This window comes from Streptococcus sp. HMSC066E07 (assembly GCF_001814695.1).
In the GTDB taxonomy this organism is placed as follows: Bacteria; Bacillota; Bacilli; order Lactobacillales; family Streptococcaceae; genus Streptococcus; species Streptococcus hominis.
In genome coordinates this window covers 187630-207124 of sequence record NZ_KV817430.1, presented here as the reverse complement: position 1 = coordinate 207124, position 19495 = coordinate 187630, and the positions used below count along the sequence as shown (strand labels likewise).

General features: G+C 38.9%; 17 protein-coding genes and 1 pseudogene. 16 read left to right on the top strand and 2 right to left on the bottom strand.

Annotated features, from left to right (window positions below; translation table 11 throughout):
- Positions 1-408: 408 nt before the first annotated feature.
- A complete protein-coding gene (locus HMPREF2984_RS04000) occupies positions 409-1149 on the bottom strand; it encodes an amino acid ABC transporter ATP-binding protein (protein WP_003024883.1) in 741 nt (246 codons plus the stop codon).
- Entirely contained in the window at positions 1149-3332 is a 2184-nt protein-coding gene (locus HMPREF2984_RS03995; RefSeq protein ID WP_070670574.1) for an ABC transporter substrate-binding protein/permease, read from the bottom strand. Before HMPREF2984_RS03995 ends, HMPREF2984_RS04000 begins: the two co-directional genes overlap by 1 nt.
- Before the next feature lie 162 nt (positions 3333-3494).
- On the opposite strand from HMPREF2984_RS03995, the gene HMPREF2984_RS03990 reads away from it, so the two are divergent.
- From HMPREF2984_RS03990 to HMPREF2984_RS03915, 16 genes and pseudogenes are all read left to right on the top strand, one after another.
- Entirely contained in the window at positions 3495-4454 is a 960-nt protein-coding gene (locus tag HMPREF2984_RS03990; RefSeq protein ID WP_070670571.1) for a CPBP family intramembrane glutamic endopeptidase, read from the top strand.
- 90 nt (positions 4455-4544) lie between these two features.
- The gene (gene uvrB, locus HMPREF2984_RS03985; RefSeq protein ID WP_070670569.1) at positions 4545-6533 is read left to right on the top strand and encodes an excinuclease ABC subunit UvrB; all 1989 of its coding nucleotides are present in this window, start codon (positions 4545-4547) and stop codon (positions 6531-6533) included.
- A gap of 30 nt (positions 6534-6563) precedes the next feature.
- Positions 6564-7089, top strand: a pseudogene (locus tag HMPREF2984_RS03980) (DUF1697 domain-containing protein).
- A 129-nt stretch (positions 7090-7218) separates the two neighbouring features.
- Positions 7219-7962, top strand: a complete 744-nt coding sequence (locus tag HMPREF2984_RS03975; RefSeq protein WP_070670566.1) for an ABC transporter ATP-binding protein — start codon at positions 7219-7221, stop codon at positions 7960-7962.
- Positions 7952-9592: a hypothetical protein gene (locus HMPREF2984_RS03970; protein ID WP_070670563.1), complete on the top strand. Its 1641-nt coding sequence runs from the start codon at positions 7952-7954 to the stop codon at positions 9590-9592. The genes HMPREF2984_RS03975 and HMPREF2984_RS03970 overlap by 11 nt, the downstream gene beginning before the upstream one ends.
- A gap of 125 nt (positions 9593-9717) precedes the next feature.
- A complete protein-coding gene (gene hemW, locus HMPREF2984_RS03965) occupies positions 9718-10848 on the top strand; it encodes a radical SAM family heme chaperone HemW (protein ID WP_049533881.1) in 1131 nt (376 codons plus the stop codon).
- A gap of 3 nt (positions 10849-10851) precedes the next feature.
- Complete coding sequence (locus tag HMPREF2984_RS03960) at positions 10852-11583, top strand: acyl-[acyl-carrier-protein] thioesterase (RefSeq protein ID WP_049533884.1); 732 nt, start codon at positions 10852-10854, stop codon at positions 11581-11583.
- Between the two features lie 22 nt (positions 11584-11605).
- Positions 11606-12379, top strand: coding sequence for a TIGR01457 family HAD-type hydrolase (locus HMPREF2984_RS03955; protein ID WP_003042013.1), 774 nt, complete (start codon positions 11606-11608; stop codon positions 12377-12379).
- Positions 12369-13007, top strand: coding sequence for a TIGR01906 family membrane protein (locus HMPREF2984_RS03950; protein WP_049533885.1), 639 nt, complete (start codon positions 12369-12371; stop codon positions 13005-13007). The genes HMPREF2984_RS03955 and HMPREF2984_RS03950 overlap by 11 nt, the downstream gene beginning before the upstream one ends.
- On the top strand, positions 13007-13957 hold the full coding sequence (locus HMPREF2984_RS03945) for a CPBP family intramembrane glutamic endopeptidase (protein WP_070670560.1): 951 nt from the start codon (positions 13007-13009) through the stop codon (positions 13955-13957). Before HMPREF2984_RS03950 ends, HMPREF2984_RS03945 begins: the two co-directional genes overlap by 1 nt.
- A 78-nt stretch (positions 13958-14035) precedes the next feature.
- Positions 14036-14458, top strand: a complete 423-nt coding sequence (gene ndk, locus HMPREF2984_RS03940) for a nucleoside-diphosphate kinase (RefSeq protein WP_003024857.1) — start codon at positions 14036-14038, stop codon at positions 14456-14458.
- Positions 14459-14609: 151 nt separating this feature from the next.
- On the top strand, positions 14610-15500 hold the full coding sequence (rapZ, locus tag HMPREF2984_RS03935) for an RNase adapter RapZ (protein WP_003024854.1): 891 nt from the start codon (positions 14610-14612) through the stop codon (positions 15498-15500).
- Positions 15497-16474, top strand: coding sequence for a YvcK family protein (locus HMPREF2984_RS03930; RefSeq protein ID WP_049533887.1), 978 nt, complete (start codon positions 15497-15499; stop codon positions 16472-16474). Before rapZ ends, HMPREF2984_RS03930 begins: the two co-directional genes overlap by 4 nt.
- Positions 16471-17382 carry a DNA-binding protein WhiA gene (gene whiA / locus HMPREF2984_RS03925; protein ID WP_049533888.1) on the top strand — a complete coding sequence of 304 codons (912 nt, stop codon included), beginning with the start codon at positions 16471-16473 and terminating at the stop codon, positions 17380-17382. The genes HMPREF2984_RS03930 and whiA overlap by 4 nt, the downstream gene beginning before the upstream one ends.
- A gap of 280 nt (positions 17383-17662) precedes the next feature.
- Positions 17663-18184, top strand: a complete 522-nt coding sequence (pyrR, locus tag HMPREF2984_RS03920; RefSeq protein ID WP_003024846.1) for a bifunctional pyr operon transcriptional regulator/uracil phosphoribosyltransferase PyrR — start codon at positions 17663-17665, stop codon at positions 18182-18184.
- A 4-nt stretch (positions 18185-18188) separates the two neighbouring features.
- Complete coding sequence (locus HMPREF2984_RS03915; RefSeq protein ID WP_070670557.1) at positions 18189-19457, top strand: uracil-xanthine permease family protein; 1269 nt, start codon at positions 18189-18191, stop codon at positions 19455-19457.
- Positions 19458-19495 lie beyond the last annotated feature (38 nt).

Here is a 19495-nt window from a genome sequence, read left to right as displayed (position 1 = left end):
TTGCAACGAATATATTTATCATTGAGAAGTTTGAAAAAATTTTCTTTTATGAAAAATAGGCAAGAGCATAACAAAAAATCTACTAGATAAAGTTTCCTTTAAGCAATAGATTTCTTGTACATAAACTCCTTACCTCCGAATTTTACTGATTTTAGTGTAGCAAAAAAGGCGTTAAATGTCAAAAGAGTACCGAGAAAAAAGTTTGTCACCAACAATAAATTGAATATAAATGCAAAAAAGAGTTTGGGACAAAAAGATTTTAATTTTTAAAAATCTCAATTATTAAGCCCTTCAAATCTATAATTAAATGCGAAAAGCGAACAAAGCAGAATTCTGATTACCAGAAAACTAGTTTTGTTCGCTTTTTATATTTGAGGTCGGACTTTTGTCCCAGCCTCTAAAGTAGTATTACACATTCAAGACTTTGTCCAAGAAGTCTTTGAGGCGTGGGTGTTGTGGATTGTCAAAGATTTGGTCGGGTTTGCCGTCTTCTAAGAATTCTCCGTCAGCTGTGAAGATGACACGGTTGGCTACTTGACGAGCAAATCCCATTTCATGAGTCACGATAATCATGGTCATGCCTTGCTTGGCCAATTCTTTCATAACATTGAGAACATCTCCAACCATTTCGGGATCAAGAGCAGAAGTAGGTTCGTCAAAGAGCATAATATCAGGATTCATAGCAAGTCCACGTGCAATCGCCACACGTTGTTTTTGTCCACCTGAGAGACTGTCTGGCATGGCATCAGCTTTATCAGAGAGACCGACTTTTTCTAATAATTCCATACCAAGTTTATCTGCTTCAGCTTGTGTCATCCGTTTATGCTCGACAGGAGCAAAGGTGATATTTTCCAAAACTGTCATGTGAGGGAAGAGATTGAAGTGTTGGAAAACCATGCCGATATTTTCACGAACCAAGTCGACATCTGTTTTTTTGTCAGTTAGGTCGAAACCGTCCACGGTAATAGAGCCGCTTGTAACTTCTTCAAGCAGGTTTAGGCTACGTAGAAAAGTTGATTTTCCAGAGCCAGAGGGGCCGATGATGCAGACCACATCTCCTTCGTAGAATTTCGTTGTGATTCCTTTTAGGACTTCATTTTCCCCATAGTATTTATGCAAATCATTGACATCAATTTTTAATTTAGCCATTATTTAATCCTCTTTTCTAAGCGTTTTGCAAGTCTCGTTAAAAGAGTGATGATAATCAAGTAAAAGACTGCTAGGATGGCATACATTTTGAAGCTTTGATAGTTACGAGCAATGATGATTTTACCTGTTTGGAAAAGTTCAACAAGACCGATAGCAGAGACGATTGTAGTATCTTTCAAAGCGATAACAAACTGATTGACGAAGTTTGGTAACATGATTTTTGTTGCTTGTGGCAGAATAATCTTTCTCATTGTCTTGGAATAAGAAATACCAAGACTGCGACTGGCTTCCATTTGTCCAGCTGGAACAGCTTGAATCCCACCACGGACAATTTCTGCAATATAAGCACCTGCATTGAGAGAAAGAGCAATTGTACCAGCTACAAAATCGTTAATCGGACTTTGATGCCCTGTCATTGATTCAATGAGATTTGGAATGCCCCAGAAGATAAAGGCTGCGAGAATCATAAGTGGGATTCCACGGATGACATCCACGAAGATTTCTGAGATGACGCGGAGGGCTTTGACGGGACTCACGCTAAACATTCCAAAGATGATGCCGATGACCATAGCAATAGCAAATGACAGAAGCGCAAGAGCAATGGTGATACCAAGTCCGCTTAACAATTGTTTATAGTTGTTTTGGAGAAGCCCCCAAATGGTTGTTTCATCAACTGTACTGTCTGAAGAGCTAGAAGCAGAGCTAGTCTTTTTCAAATATTTATCAAGAATTTTTTGATATTGACCGTTCTTTTTAATATTTGCCAAACCATTGTTAAACATTTGGATCAATTCAGGATTACTACCTTTTTTCACTGCAAAAGCAGTATCTCCGATAGGGGTTCCCTTGATTGGAGTTTTTAGTTTTTGACCTTGACTAATGGAATATTTGACAACAGGTTCATCGTCCATAACGGCGTCCACAGAGCCAGAGTTTAAACTGTCATACATAGAAGAAGCGTCAGCGAATGTCTTGATTTTATAGCCATACTTGTTTTGATTTTCTGTTAAGAAGGTTTGCGAAGCAGTACCATTTTTAACGCCGACTGTTTTGCCTTTCAAGTCTTTATATGAAGCAATTGTGCTAGATTCTTTAACAGCAAGGATTGCATTTGCAGTATAATATGGTTCTGAGAAATCAAAGGTCTCTTTACGAGCATCTGTCACAGACATTCCTGCAATCATTCCATCAGCTTGTCCAGATTGTACAGCATTTAAAGCGGCATCAAATCCGGGATTTGTGATTTCAATTGTGAAACCTTGGTCTTTGGCAATGGCTTTTATCAAATCCATGTCAATCCCAGTATATTTATTGTTGCTGTCTTGGAAGACGAATGGTGCAAAGGAAGAGTCACTCGCAATGGTATATGTTGATTTTACAGGAGTAGCTTTTTGACCAGCAGGAGTAGTGGTTTCAGGAGTAGAACTAGTTGTTTTCGTAGTTGTAGAACTTGTCCATTTTGTGATGATTTTGTCAAGAGAACCATCTTTTTTCATTTGAGCAAGTGCTTCGTTAAATTCTGTTATCAGATATTCATACTTGCTTCCCTTTTTGACACCAAAAGCAAAACTACCAACAGCCTCTCCTTTTATAGAGATTTTTAAATTTTGACCTTGTTTAATAGCATACTCAATGACTGGTTGGTCGTCCATCATGGCATCAATCGAACCAGAATTCAAGCTGTTGTAAGTCAAATCAGTTGTGTCAAATGTTTTGATAGTAAATTTGTATTTGTTTTTGATTTTTTCTAGAAAGCGTTGAGAGGCAGTTCCGTTTTTAACCCCAACAGTTTTCCCTTTTAATTGGGAATAACTTCTGATTGTATTGGCTTTAGTTGTTGCAATGACAACTTTTGTATCATAATAAGTATCAGACATAGTGAAGACTTTTTCGCGATCTTTGGTCTTTGTCATGCCAGCCATGATAGCATCTGCTTGACCAGACTGAACAGCGTTAACGGCTGCGTCAAAGCCAGGGAAAGTCATATTGATGTCCCAACCTTTTAGTTCAGCAACTTTATTGATGATATCTACATCAATACCTTTATAAGTTTGATCGGAATCTTTAAATTCAAAAGGTGCGTAAGCTGTATCAGATACTACTTTGATTGTATCAGCATGAATGCTTGTTGCTGCAAAGAGTGGTAGTAAAGCTAACAAAAAAGTTATGATTTTTTTCTTCATGAGTCTCTCCTTTAAAGAATATTTTTAAATTATACCAAAAATATCTTTAAAATACAAATATTTTGTATTTTAATGTTAGATTTTATAACATATACGAAAATTTCTTTTTTGATTTGCGTAAAATAAATATGATATAATAATAAAAAATAGAAAGGGAATTTTATGTTTAAATTTCGTATGCTTGATAATGTGAAACAGTCCCGTTACATTCCACCTATTTGGTTGGCAGTTATTCTCTCGATTGTTTTTGTTTATGGAGGTGAAATTGTCGGCGGGCTTGCATTGGTCCCAATTTCGATACTGCTGGGTCTTGTGTTTGGCCTTGTTCATTCTGGGGCAGGCTTTGTAATGATACAAGAACTGATATCGCATTATATGATTTTCATTCAACTCTTCCTCTTTTTCTTTATTTCTTTGGCTCTCTTTCTTTGGGTGAAATGCGTTGAAAAAAGACCTTTTTCAAGTCTTGGTTTTTTTAAGGAAAATTGGTTTAAAGAATTAGGAAAAGGTTTTTTGATTGGAGCGGCACAGTTTTCTCTCATAGTTGTCTTACTTTTGATGACAGGTGTAGGTAGGTTAGAACTCAACCATCTTAGTTTGGAGCCATTTCTCTTTATCATCGCCCTGATTCCGTTTTGGATGTTACAAGGAGGAACAGAAGAACTGGTGACGCGTGGTTGGCTATTTTCGACAGTTACTGCCAAGTCAAATATTTTGGTCGGTATTTTAATCTCTGCTAACCTATTTGGTGCTCTCCATTTACTAAATCCTGGTGTGACGCTTCTTTCGATTGTCAATATTATTCTCGATGGTGCTTTTGCTTGTTTTTACATGCTAAAAACTGACAATATGTGGGGGCTGGCTGGTATTCACGGTGCTTGGAATTTTGTTCAAGGTAACATTTATGGTATTCAGGTCAGTGGTCAGGGAGCAGAAACTTCCGTCTTTGCTTACAATACGAAATCCAACGTAGATTGGCTTTCGGGTGGGGCTTTTGGAGCAGAAGGATCTATTTTCACCAGTCTGGTGTTAATTCTCAGCATTTTCTATCTGTATTGGTCTCTTAAAAAAGAAGATAAATTACCAGCAGCATTACAATTTAGAAAATCAAATCTCACTTAGTTTTACTAGGTGGGCTTCTTATTATCCTAAGTCAGTGATATTTTTAGAAATATGATAAAATAAGAGAAGATTGTATAGAGGAAAAGAATAATGATAAATAGAATTACGGACAATAAATTTAAACTGGTTTCTAAGTATGAGCCCTCAGGAGATCAACCACAGGCGATTGAGCAATTAGTGGATAATATAGAGGGTGGTGAGAAAGCTCAGATTCTCATGGGAGCGACAGGAACTGGGAAGACCTATACTATGAGTCAGGTTATTCAAAAGGTTAATAAACCGACCTTAGTCATCGCTCATAATAAAACTCTGGCAGGTCAGCTTTATGGGGAATTTAAGGAATTTTTCCCTGACAATGCGGTCGAATACTTTGTGTCTTACTATGATTACTATCAACCGGAAGCCTATGTGCCTTCCAGTGATACCTATATTGAGAAGGACAGCTCTGTCAATGATGAGATTGACAAGCTTCGTCACTCAGCAACCTCGGCTCTCTTGGAACGCAACGATGTGATTGTAGTGGCGTCAGTCAGCTGCATTTATGGTCTGGGTTCACCTAAGGAATACTCCGATAGCGTGGTCAGTCTGCGACCTGGTTTGGAGATTTCACGGGATAAACTTCTCAATGATTTGGTGGATATCCAGTTTGAGCGTAATGATATTGATTTTCAGCGGGGAAAATTCCGTGTGCGTGGTGATGTAGTAGAAATTTTTCCGGCTTCTCGCGATGAACATGCCTTTCGGGTGGAATTTTTCGGAGATGAAATTGACCGTATTCGAGAAGTAGAAGCGTTGACGGGACAAGTTTTGGGTGAAGTGGATCATTTAGCCATTTTTCCTGCTACTCACTTTATGACAAATGACGAAAATATGGAGATTGCCATTGCCAAGATTCAAGCGGAATTAGAAGAACAACTAGCCTTTTTTGAAAAGGAAGGGAAACTTTTAGAAGCTCAGCGGCTGAAACAAAGAACTGACTATGATATTGAAATGCTGCGCGAAATGGGCTACACGAATGGCGTAGAGAATTATTCTCGCCATATGGACGGACGGAGCGAAGGTGAGCCACCTTACACTTTACTAGATTTCTTCCCTGATGATTTTTTAATCATGGTGGACGAAAGTCATATGACGATGGGGCAAATCAAGGGTATGTATAATGGTGACCGCTCACGGAAGGAGATGTTGGTTAATTATGGATTTCGCTTGCCTTCTGCCTTGGATAACCGCCCGCTGCGTCGGGAGGAGTTTGAAAGTCATGTTCATCAGATTGTCTATGTATCTGCGACACCGGGCGACTATGAGCGGGAGCAGACGGATACAGTGATTGAGCAGATTATTCGACCAACTGGTCTGCTGGATCCAGAAGTAGAAGTGCGTCCGACTATGGGACAAATAGATGATCTTTTAGGCGAAATCAATGCGCGTGCAGAGAAGAATGAGCGGACCTTTATCACGACGTTGACTAAAAAGATTGCAGAAGATCTGACGGATTACTTTAAAGAAATGGGTGTTAAGGTCAAATACATGCACTCAGATATCAAGACCTTAGAGCGGACAGAAATTATCCGCGACCTGCGGTTAGGTGTCTTTGATGTTTTAGTCGGAATTAACCTGTTGCGTGAGGGAATTGATGTGCCAGAGGTTAGTCTGGTTGCCATTCTTGATGCAGACAAGGAAGGTTTCTTACGTAATGAGCGTGGTTTGATCCAAACTATTGGTCGGGCTGCCCGCAACAGTGAGGGTCATGTCATCATGTATGCGGACACGGTGACTGACTCCATGCAGAAGGCTATGGACGAGACCGCTCGCCGTCGTCAAATTCAGATGGCTTATAATGAAGAACATGGTATTGTACCGCAAACAATCCAGAAAGAAATTCGTGACCTAATCAGTGTAACCAAATCTGTCCTGCCAGACAAAGAAGAAATTGTCGAAATCGAAAGCCTCAACAAGCAAGAGCGCAAGGATATGATCAAGAAACTAGAAGGTCAGATGCAAGAAGCTGCAGGACTTCTCGACTTCGAACTGGCTGCACAGATTCGCGATATGATTTTAGATATAAAGGCAGTGGATTAGAAAGACAAACAAAGCAAGAAGGGAAGAAGAATGCGTTATATTCTCTTACTTCGCGGCATCAATGTCGGTGGGAAAAAAAACAAGGTTATCATGTCTGATTTGAAGGCCGATTTGGCGGAGCTGGGCTTTGAGAACCCTATCTCCTACATCAACAGTGGCAATCTCTTTTTTGACAGTCAGGAGCACGAGGAAAAGATTAGGACGATTTTGACGGCTTATTTCAGTTAATCCTATGACTTTCCAATCCCTTTTGTCCTGCTCGGCTCTGCTATTCTCTAAGAAGAAGTGGCAAAACTGTCTGCTTGGTGGCAGGATGAGGCAGCCTATCGGCGCGATGTCCTCTTTTACCTGCTGGAAGCCAGTCGCGAGCAGATAGAGGGGCGGGGAGCTGCTGCATTTCGGTCAGATAGCCTTCTTTTACAGAAATAGCGATCAGGCTGACTATCTCAAGTCCAACTACCACAAGAAGCTACTCAAATCTAGCTTTTACAAGTCTTTGACTATTCGCAATGGGAAAACCTTTCAGAAAATTTTGGAGTTGGCAGATACTAGTTAAAGAGGCATTATTTTGTTTTTTTGGAAAACTAATGACAAATTGTTAATGAATATATATGTTTGAATAAAGAAAAAGAGTTTTTACTTTTATTTTCATCATGCTGAAAACATTCAATAGATAGGAGAATTTATGATTGAATTTAAGAATGTTACAAAAGTGTACGATGACAAGATAGCGTTGAATCATCTGAATTTAACGCTTCAGAGTGGAGAAATTGTAGGATTAATTGGACACAATGGTGCTGGAAAATCAACAACGATTAAATCATTGGTTAGTGTGATTAATCCAACGCATGGTCAGATTTTTGTGGATGGCAAGGAATTAGCAGCTAATCGGTTGGAAATCAAGAAGAAAATTGGTTATGTAGCTGATTCGCCAGATTTGTTTTTACGTCTGACAGCAAATGAATTCTGGGAATTGGTTGGAACTTCTTATGATATGAGTCCTTCAGATTATGAGAAACGTTTAACGGATCTACTGGAATTATTTGATTTTACAGCTCATCGCTATGAAGTTATTGAATCGTTTTCACATGGAATGCGACAAAAAGTATTTGTCATTGGTGCTCTTTTGTCTGATCCAGATATCTGGGTGTTGGATGAGCCTTTAACTGGTTTGGATCCGCAGGCGGCTTTTGACCTTAAGCAAATGATGCGAGAGCATGCAGATAAAGGGAATACTGTTTTGTTCTCAACCCATGTTTTAGAAGTGGCAGAGCAATTGTGTGACCGTATTGCCATTCTCAAAAAGGGAGAATTGTTGTTTTACGGTACGATTGAGGAATTGAAAGGTCAACATCCTGAAAAATCATTAGAAAGTATTTACCTCAGTTTGGCTGGTCGTAGAGAAGAGGTGAGTCCTGATGCGTCTTAAAGCGATTCGATCCCTCATTCATGCAAATATCATTTATACGACGCAATCAACTAGGCTTTCTAGTTATCGTAAAAAACAGCAAAAAAATCCAAAGAAAAAAGGAAATGTTGCTAGAAATCTAGTGATGAACTATCTCTACGTTGGAATTTTGTATGCTTGTATATTTGGTGTACAGGGTGCTTTTTTACCGCTTGCTCAAAATCCAGGGCTGTTTTCGAATTTTGTCAGCATCTTTTATCTTTTCATCTTTGCACAGGGATTTCTTTCCTTTTACAATGTTTTTTATGAAAGTAAAGACTTGCAAGCTTACCGACCTTATGCCTTTAGTGAGAGCGAAATTATGGTTGGGAAAGGATTTTCTGTTCTTTTAACTACTTTAATGGGAGTGTTTCCCATTGTTATTTACTTTATTGGTTTGCAAATGCAATCAGGTCAACCAATCTGGCTTGCAATCCCTATTCTGCTTATTTCGTTAGGAGTACTGTTTTCGACACTTATTTTCCTTCTTTTGGTTGGTGTTCATTTTATTACAAAAACAACTATTTTTAGGAAATACAAAAAACTTGCCTCTAATATTTTATTGGCTCTTGCTACAATAATGGCTTTTGGTGCGATTTTATTGGTGAATTTGCAAAATAACTCTAACGTTAAAAACGCAATATTGCAGGATCAACCTGCTTATTTTCCGCCAATGACGATTTTTCATGCTTTCAGTATGCAACCTTTTGCTTTGAATTCCTTGCTGGGAATGGGAGCTTGGGTAGTCGTAGCTGCTATATTATTTATAATTGTTAAGCGAAAGGTTTTACCAGAATTTTATGAAGCTGCAATGACCACAACAGCAACGGTCAATAGACAAAAACGAACGAAAATTTTCAAGATGAATGGACTTAGGAACTTTCCGCAGTTTGTGTTGCGCTATCAATTAAACCTAATCAGTGATGGCTCCGTCTTATTACAAACTCTTTTGATGCCTAGTGTGTTACCTTATTTTATTCTAATTCCGTTAATGGCTAGTTTTATGCAGTATCGTGAAATGATTTCTCCTTATTTGACAACCAGATTTGCTTTTCCACTGATGTTGATAGCAACATTTGTAGCAAGTTTAAATACAGGTGGAGCAAATTTAACAGGAATTGGCATTTCACTTGAACGTGAAAATTATGATTATTTGAAAGTATTACCTTTTGATATGGCACGTTATCTTAAACTTAAGTTTTGGAATTTATTTGTCATTCAATCCATTTTACCATTCATTTTATTGACAATTTTTTCCTTTGTTGTCGGCGTGCAACCAGTTGCTATTGTCTTGATGATTGTAGCTTGGACATTGACCTGTTTAGCATGGAGTGCATGGGGATATCATCGTGATAAACGCCTACAAGTGACCAATTGGTCAAATGTGACGGAATTATTTAATCGTGAAAATAATTCACTAAAGATGATTTTAGGAATTGTTGCTATGATTATTTACATAATCATTATTGCAATAAGCGCTTATTTCATTCTTGTATCACCAGATTTAGTGGGCTATTTGTTAGCAGGTACTTTTCTGATTGCTCTTGCAATGATGGCATTTTTACTGATCAATTATTATTTGAAAAAAGTTCAAACTGAAGTAGAAAATTAAGCTGAAAATTTTTGAATATTTACTATGTTTTTATTGCTTAGCAAGAATATATTGATAAGAGATCTATGTATTTTAGTGTGTGCTTTGAAACATCTATATACTAAATTTATGCTATAATAAATGCTATGTATACCAAACCAACTTCTGCCTATGTACACATTCCGTTTTGTACTCAAATTTGTTATTATTGTGATTTCTCTAAGGTCTTTATCAAAAATCAGCCAGTTGACGCCTACTTAGAGCACTTGCTTCAAGAATATACTTCTTATGATATAAAGCATTTACAGACGCTTTATATCGGTGGTGGGACACCGACAGCTCTTTCAGCGAAGCAGCTGGAGTTTTTATTGGCAGAGCTGACGAAAAAGCTGGATTTGTCATTGTTAGAAGAACTGACTATTGAAGCTAATCCAGGAGATTTGGATCCGGATAAGATTGCTGTTTTAAAAGATTCGGCTGTTAACCGAGTGTCTTTGGGTGTTCAGACTTTTGACAATCGCATGCTCAAGCAAATTGGGCGTAGCCATTTAGAGAAAGATATTTATGAAAATATCACTAATCTGAAGTTCGCTGGTTTTGATAATATCTCTATTGATTTGATCTATGCACTGCCCAAGCAGACCATGGACAACGTGCGGGAAAATGTGGCCAAGGCCATTGCACTAGATATCCCTCACATGAGTCTTTATAGCTTAATTCTAGAAAATCACACGGTTTTTATGAACCGGATGCGGCGTGGAAAGCTGCCTTTACCGAAGGAGGACTTGGAAGCAGAGATGTTTGAGTATATCATTGAGGAGTTGGAAAAAGCTGGGTTTGAACACTATGAGATTTCTAACTTTTCTAAACCAGGTTTTGAGAGTCAACACAATCTCATGTACTGGGATAATGCGGAATATTTTGGTATTGGGGCAGGGGCTTCTGGTTATGTCAATGGGGTTCGCTACAAGAATCATGGTCCGATTCGTCATTATTTAGAGGCGGTTGAAAAAGGCAATGCGCGTGTGAATGAAGAACATCTGAGTAAGCAAGAGATGATGGAAGAAGAAATGTTTCTGGGCTTGCGCAAAAAGTCAGGTGTTTCTAAAAAGCGTTTTGAAGAAAAATTTGGCATTTCTTTTGAGCAGCAGTACGGTCATGTAGTAACTGAACTTATTGAGCAAGGACTCTTAGTACCTGACAAAGAAATCGTTCGTATGACTAAAAAGGGTCTATTTTTGGGTGATACGGTCGCAGAGAAATTTATATTGGAGTAAATTATGGGTTTAACTTATCAAACGAAAATGAAAATTCCGTTTGACATGGCGGATATGAATGGTCATATCAAGTTGCCTGCTGTCATTTTGCTGTCCTTACAGGTATCAGGTTTGCAGTCTATTGACTTGGGGATTAGCGACCAGTATATGCTGGAGAAATACAATCTGGTCTGGATTATTACTGACTATGATATCGATGTGGTACGGCTGCCTAAATTTGGTGAAGAAATGACGATTGAAACAGAAGCGCTTTCCTATAATCGTCTCTTTTGTTATCGTCGTTTTACCGTTTTTGATGAAAATGATGTTGCCGTGATTGAAATGATGGCTACCTTTGTTCTTATGGACAGAGACAGTCGAAAAGTGCATGCTGTAGAGCCAAAGATTGTCGCACCTTATGAAGCAGAATTTTCTAAAAAGTTGATTCGTGGTCCAAAATATCCAGAACTGAAAGATTCGACCAGTAAAGATTATCATGTTCGGTTTTATGATTTAGACATGAATGGTCATGTCAACAACAGCAAGTATTTGGACTGGATTTTTGAAGTTATGGGAGCTGATTTTCTCATGAAATACGTTCCCAAAAAAGTTCACCTCAAGTATGTCAAGGAAGTACGACCTGGTGGGCAGATTACCTCTAGCTATGATTTGAATGGATTAGAGAGCAATCATCAGATTTCCAGCGATGGTGATACCAATGCACAAGCTATGGTAACTTGGCAAGAAATTTCATAAGAGAAACAATAGAAAGAGAAGTATGACCTACAAAGGATATTTAATTGATTTAGACGGAACGATTTATAAAGGAAAAGACCGTATTCCTACGGGTGAAGCTTTTGTCCATGAATTACAACGACGCAACATTCCATATTTATTTGTGACGAACAATACAACACGTACTCCTGAGACTGTTCAAACAATGCTAGCGGAACAATTCAATGTTGAAACGCCGATTGAAACGATTTATACAGCGACTTTAGCAACGGTTGACTACTTAAATGATAAAAATCTAGGCAAGAAAGTCTATGTTATCGGTGATGTCGGACTTAAGCAAGCCATTGCAGAAGCTGGCTATGTCGAAGATACTGATAACCCAGATTATGTAGTTGTTGGATTGGACTGGGAAGTGGACTATGAAAAATTGTCAATTGCTACTTTAGCTATTCAAAAGGGAGCTCATTTCGTAGGAACCAATCCAGATCTTAATATTCCGACAGAGCGCGGTCTCATGCCTGGAGCAGGATCGATTATTACTCTCATTGAAGTAGCAACTCGTGTGAAACCTGTTTATATCGGGAAGCCAAATGCAATTATCATGGAAAAGGCGGTTGAGCATCTAGGACTACCACGCGAGGAAGTGATAATGGTTGGGGATAATTACCTGACGGACATTCGGGCTGGGATTGACAATGGTATCCCTACGCTTCTGGTGACAACTGGCTTTACGAAACCAGAAGAAGTGCCAGGCTTGCCAATCCAACCAGATTATGTACTTTCTAGCCTAGCGGAGTGGGATTTTGATGCGCACTAAACTGACCTTTTGGCTGAGTATGCTCTGCTTTTTAGCAACAGCCATTTTGTTGACCATTTATCTGACTTGGCTGTTTTATCCTTTGGAAATTTCTTGGTTGCATTTAGAAAATCAAGTTTACCTCAAATCTGCAACCATTCAGCACAATTTCAATATTTTGATGAATTACCTAACCAATCCATTTCAGCAAAAGCTCTCCATGCCTGATTTTCGCTCATCAGCAGCAGGCCTGCACCATTTTCAAGTCGTGAAATATCTTTTTCATTTGGCGCAAGTTGTTTTTCTAGCAACCTTACCAGCGGTTTATTTGTTTGTAAAAAACATTATAAAAAAAAGCTATCTATCTGTCTTTTCAAAGGCGATTTTAGCTATTATTTGGTTGCCTATTGTAATTGCTGGTGTGGCGCTGGGGATTGGCTTTGATGCGTTTTTCACTCTCTTTCATCAGATTTTATTTGCTGGGGATAATACTTGGTTATTTGACCCTGCTAAAGATCCTGTTATTTGGATATTGCCAGAAGAATTTTTCCTCCACGCCTTTCTTTTGTTTTTTGTTCTTTATGAAGGTTTTGCTGTGGGGCTATACCTGTGGAGTCGAAAAAGCTATTTGAAGAAGGAGGGAAACTGATGCTAGTCAATCAGCAAGTACGAAAAGATATTGGTTTGTTCTCTGCTTTATGTCTACTGTATGTGGTCGTAATGGCAATGATTGGTCTGATTTATCAAACGATTGTAACCTTGTTTCAAGCGATTCGTTATTCCGGAAATCTTGAGAGAATCCAAAAAGCAACGGAAAGTTTTATGTCACGCGATGGTAGTTATTATCTAATTGCTGTCTGTGCAGGAGTTTTTATCTTTTGGTTGTATCGGGATGGTAAATTATTTAAGTCTGATTTACGAACGCAGAAAAGAGTCATGACTCCAAAAACGTTTGGACTAGTTTTATTTTTTTTACTTCTGGGTCAATTAGGGTTCGTCTTATTTAATCAGATTTTTGAAACAATCTTTAATTTATTTGGTTTTACTATGCTTAAAGCTGTCGAATCAGCTTCGGCAGGTTCAGATAGTGTTTCTATGTTTTTGTATGCAGGTTTTTTCGGTCCTGTTTCAGAAGAGTTGATTTTTCGCGGGGCGGGCTTACGAACATTTGAAAAATATGGAAAAGTCTTTGCGATTCTGATGTCTTCCCTCATATTTGGTTTATTTCATGGGAATATCCCGCAGTTCTTTTTTGCAGCTTTTGTTGGAATTGTCTTCTCTTATGTGACCTTGGAGTATTCAATTCTCTGGGCAATGGTTTTTCACGTTTTTAATAACTTGGTCATCGGAGATGGTTTAACTTATTTGTATTCGTTTTTGCCGGACGATATAGGTGGTCTTTTACACTTATTTATCCTGCTAATTGGTGCAAGTATCGCAGTAATTTTCCTGCTAAAAAACAAAATAGACATAAAAATGTATGTACAAGAAAATCGTTCATTTTCAGGAACCTATAGGCAAGCTTTTCGTTCTGTTTGGTTCTGGATTTTTGCAATCTTCATGTTTTTAACATCTTTGACCTTAATAAGTCATTTGTGAAAGAAGATTTTTGAAAGGACTTTCAACTTTCTTTCATTTATGATAAAATAAAGGTAACAAAAGAGGAGCGTATCAATCATGGAACAAACATTTTTTATTATAAAACCAGACGGCGTAAAACGTGGCTTGGTTGGAGAAGTACTGAAGCGCGTAGAACAACGTGGTTACAAAATCGAACGTTTGGAAATGAGAACCAATGTTTCAAATGAGTTAATTGATCAGCATTATGAAGCCCTATTAACGAAAGATTTTTATCCTTCAATCCGTGATTATATGACAAGCGGGCCTGTGATTATCGGTGTTTTATCGGGAAGCCAAGTGATTTCAGGTTGGCGTCACATGATGGGCGCTACTCGTCCGGAAGAAGCTCTACCAGGAACTATTCGCGGAGATTTTGCACAAGCAGCTGAAGCTGGTGAAACGATTCGAAATGTTGTTCATGGTTCAGATTCTGAAGAGTCTGCCAAACGGGAAATTGCGCTTTGGTTTGGTAATCATTAAAACATAGTAGTATAAATTCGAGAGAGTACAGATAGCCATTGCTTTTGTTCTCTCTTTTTTACTATCCGAATTGTACTGGGTGTGTTATAATAAAAAGGAATTGGAAATGTTTTAATATACTGAAAATTAATTGTTTTATCAAGGAGGAGATATGTCAGACAAACAAATTCATTTGGTTATCGTGACGGGAATGAGTGGAGCGGGAAAGACCGTGGCCATCCAGTCTTTTGAAGATTTGGGCTATTTTACGATTGATAATATGCCCCCCACGCTGGTTCCTAAATTTTTGCAGTTAATCGAAACGACACAAGACAACGACAAGATTGCTATGGTTGTAGATATGCGTAGTCGTTCATTCTTTTCTGAGATTCAGAAAGTTCTAGATGAGATTGAAAGTAACGCTGGACTTGATTTTAAGATTTTGTTTTTAGATGCGGCAGATACAGAATTAGTTGCACGTTACAAGGAAACGCGGCGTAGCCACCCCTTAGCAGCAGACGGTCGTATTTTAGACGGTATCAAGCTAGAACGTGAGTTACTAGCACCGTTGAAAAACATGAGTCAAAACGTGGTAGATACGACCGAATTAACACCGCGCGGGTTGCGTAAAACCATTTCTGAACATTTTTCAGATCCAACGAAACTCCAATCGTTTCGCATTGAAGTGGTGAGTTTTGGCTTTAAATATGGTATTCCGCTAGATGCCGACCTTGTTTTTGATGTACGTTTTTTGCCAAACCCATATTACCAACCAGAACTTCGCAATCAAACAGGGCTTGATAAACCAGTTTATGATTATGTGATGAATCATACGGAGTCAGAAGAATTTTATCAGCACTTAGTGGCTCTTATCAAACCGATTTTACCCGGCTATAAAAAAGAGGGGAAATCTGTTTTAACAATTGCGGTTGGTTGTACAGGCGGTCAACACAGAAGCGTAGCTTTTGCACAACGTCTAGCAGATGATTTGGCAAGCGAATGGACCGTTCACTCATCACATCGAGACAAAGACCGCAGAAAGGAAACGGTGAATCGTTCATGAGGAGACCAAAGATAGCCGTTATCGGTGGTGGTACAGGGATTTCAGTCATTTTGAACAGTTTGCGTAAGAAAGATGTAGACATTGCTGCTATTGTGACGGTCGCTGATGACGGTGGAAGTTCGGGGGAATTGCGAAAAAACATTCAACAATTGACACCGCCCGGTGATTTGCGAAATGTTTTGGTGGCTTTATCGGACATGCCGCGCTTTTATGAAAAAGTTTTTCAATATCGCTTTGCAGATGAAGACGGTGCTTTAGCTGGACATCCACTGGGGAACTTGATTATTGCAGGTATTTCAGAAATGCAAGGGTCGACTTACAACGCTATGCAGCTATTGACTAAGTTTTTCCACACAACTGGCAAAATTTATCCGTCTTGTGATATACCTTTAACGCTTCATGCTGTATTTACTGATGGAAGCGAAGTCGCTGGAGAAAGTCATCTCGCAGAACACCAAGGTATGATTGAACGAGTTTATGTCACCAATACCTATAATGACCAGAAGCCGGTGGCTAGTCGCAAAGTGGTAGAGACGATTTTAGAAAGTGATATGGTTGTTTTGGGACCAGGGTCATTGTTTACCTCTATCTTACCCAATATGATGATTGAAGAAATTGGACAAGCTCTTTTAGAAACAAAGGCGGAAATCGCTTATGTCTGCAATATTATGACCCAGCGTGGTGAAACCGAGCATTTCACAGATAGTGACCACGTGGCTGTTTTGCATCGACATTTAGGAAAACGATTTATTGATACTGTTTTGGTGAATATTGAGGAAGTTCCTCAAGAGTATATGAATTCTAATAAATTTGATGAGTATTTGGTGCAGGTTGAGCATGATTTTAAAGGTTTGAAAGAGCAAGTACCTCGTGTCATTTCGTCTAATTTTCTTCGCTTGGAAAATGGCGGAGCTTTTCATGATGGTGAATCAGTCGTCGATGAACTTATGCAGATTATACAGGTGCGCAAATGAGTTTTACCATTAAAGTGAAAGAAGAACTGCTTGGCCTAGGCAAAAAAGATAAAACGGAATTATCGGCTATCATTAAGATGTCAGGCAGTTTAGGAATTTCTAGTCAAGGCTTAACATTATCTGTTACGACAGAAAATGCAAAAATCGCTCGTCACATTTATGAATTGTTGGCAGCTTTTTATCAAGTCAAATCGGATATTCGTCATCATCAAAAAGCGAATCTTCGGAAAAATCGTGTTTATACTGTTTTTTTAGACGAAGGTGTGGAACAAATTTTAGCTGATTTACACTTGGCAGACTCCTTTTTTGGGATTGAAGCAGGCATTGACCAAGCTATTTTATCAGATGATGAAGCGAGCCGATCGTATTTACGAGGAGCCTTTTTATCCACGGGCAGTATGCGTGATCCAGATTCTGGGAAATATCAACTGGAAATCTTGTCGGTCTATTCTGACCATGCGGAAGATTTAGCCGCTTTGATGCGAAAGTTTTTATTGGATGCCAAGACAATTGAGCGCAAAAAAGGCTCAGTAACCTATCTGCAGCGAGCTGAGGACATTATGGACTTTTTGATTGTGATTGGGGCTATGAAAGCAATGACTGAGTTTGAGTCGGTCAAGCTCTTGCGAGAGGCTAGAAATGATCTGAATCGAACGAATAATGCGGAAACGGCGAATATTGCTCGAACGGTGACAGCTAGCATGAAAACCATTCATAACATTAGCAAAATCATTGGCACAGTTGGTTTAGAGAGCTTGCCGGTTGATTTGCAAGAGGTAGCTTATCTGCGTGTCAATCATCCGGATTATTCTATCCAGCAGTTGGCAGAAAGTCTTAGTAAGCCTTTGACGAAAAGTGGTGTCAATCATCGCTTGAGGAAAATCAATAAAATCGCAAATGAGTTGTAGAAAATGCAAAGAAATGGGGATTATATATTATAGGCGGAATCAATTTGAAAATTTCCATTAAAACTTTACGGTTTTCTCTTGAAAATTTTCAAAAAGTGTGATATAGTAATAAAAATTAAATAATCCTTTAAATCTGTCCCGTGAGGCAGACAAGGAGTCAAAGTATAAGATGGTATAGTACAGTGAGGCTGTTAGCAGTTTCTCTATGCTTACCTAGATTTTCTGAAGTCTCCTTGTGAAGGAGACTTTTTCTTTTAACTTTTTATACAGGAGGTTTTCCATGAAAACAAAAGAAGTTGTTGATGGTTTGACAATGAAACGTGCCATTACACGGATCACTTATGAAATCATTGAGCGCAACAAAGAGCTAGACAAGATTGTCTTGATTGGTATAAAAACACGGGGTGTTTACATTGCACAGCGGATTCAAGAACGATTAGCGCAACTTGAAAAGATTGATGTACCTATCGGTGAGTTGGATACCAAACCATTCCGCGATGATTTTAAAGTGGAAGAAGACACAACACATGTTCCTGTTGATATTACAGACCGCGAAGTCATCTTGGTAGATGATGTCCTCTATACAGGACGCACCATTCGTGCTGCTATTGATAATCTAGTTAGCTTGGGACGTCCATCACGCGTGAGCTTGGCTGTTTTAGTAGACCGCGGACACCGTGAATTGCCGATTCGAGCAGATTATGTGGGCAAAAACATTCCAACTAGTCGAACAGAAGAAATTATTGTGGAAATGATAGAACAGGATGGTCAAGACCGTGTCTTGATTGCGGAGGAGTTATAAGAAAATGAGTCAAGATGTGAAATATGATGTACACGATATGCCAAAACCTGGTTTGCTTGTAGGATTGTCCTTTCAGCATTTGTTTGCCATGTTTGGAGCAACGGTTCTTGTTCCAATTCTGGTTGGAATCGACCCAGCAGTTGCCTTGTTTTCAAGCGGTCTAGGAACCTTGGCACACTTAACAGTCACCAAGTACAAAGTGCCAGCTTATATGGGGTCTAGTTTCGCTTATATTGCAGCTATGCAAATGTTGATGAAAACAGACGGTATCGCAGCAGTCGCTCAAGGTGCCATTACAGGTGGTTTGGTTTACTTCATTGTAGCTCTTATTGTGAAGTTCGCTGGGAATGCTTGGATTGATAAGATTTTGCCGCCAGTTGTGGTAGGACCAATCATTATGGTCATCGGACTAAGCCTAGCAAGCACAGCTGTAAATGATGTCATGCTAAAAGACGGTAAATACAATTTAACTTATTTCATCATTGGAATTGTCACTCTCTTTGCAGTCATCCTCTTTAATATCTATGGTAAAAAGATTGTTGGAATTATTCCAGTGCTGTTAGGCTTGATTGTCGGATATGTCTTCGCGCTCATTCTTGGAGTGGTAACAGGAGAAGAAATTATTTCCTTTGCAAAAGTCTCTCAAGCTTCATGGTTCCATGTCCCACCTATGCACCTTCCTTTCTTAGACTATAATGTAAAATTTTATCCAAGTGCGATTTTAACAATGGCTCCAATTGCATTTGTAACTATGACAGAGCACTTTGGTCATGTTATGGTATTGAATAGCTTGACCGGAAAAGATTTCTTTAAAGACCCAGGATTGGATAAAACTCTTGTCGGAGATGGTCTTGCACAAGTTATCGCTGGGATTTTCGGTGCGCCACCAGTAACGAGTTACGGTGAAAATATCGGTGTGATGGCTCTCAATAAAATCTATAGCGTTTATGTTATTGCAGGTGCAGCAGTACTTGCGATTGTGATGAGTTTTGTTGGGAAAGTTTCTGCCCTCTTGCAATCCATTCCAACTCCAGTTCTAGGCGGTATTTCTATTGCGCTCTTTGGAGTCATCGCTTCTAGTGGTTTGAAAATTTTAATTGAAAAGCAAACGGACTTTGACAATAAGAAAAATCTGTTGATTGCTAGTGTGATCTTAGTCGCTGGGATTGGCGGCTTAACCTTGCAACTTTCAGGTCTGCAAATTTCAGGGGTTGCCTTGTCAACGGTTCTTGGAATTGTGCTCTATCTTATCTTGCCAGAACCTAAAAATTAGTTTGAATTCTTAACTTTATTGAAAGAAACGCCGTATCT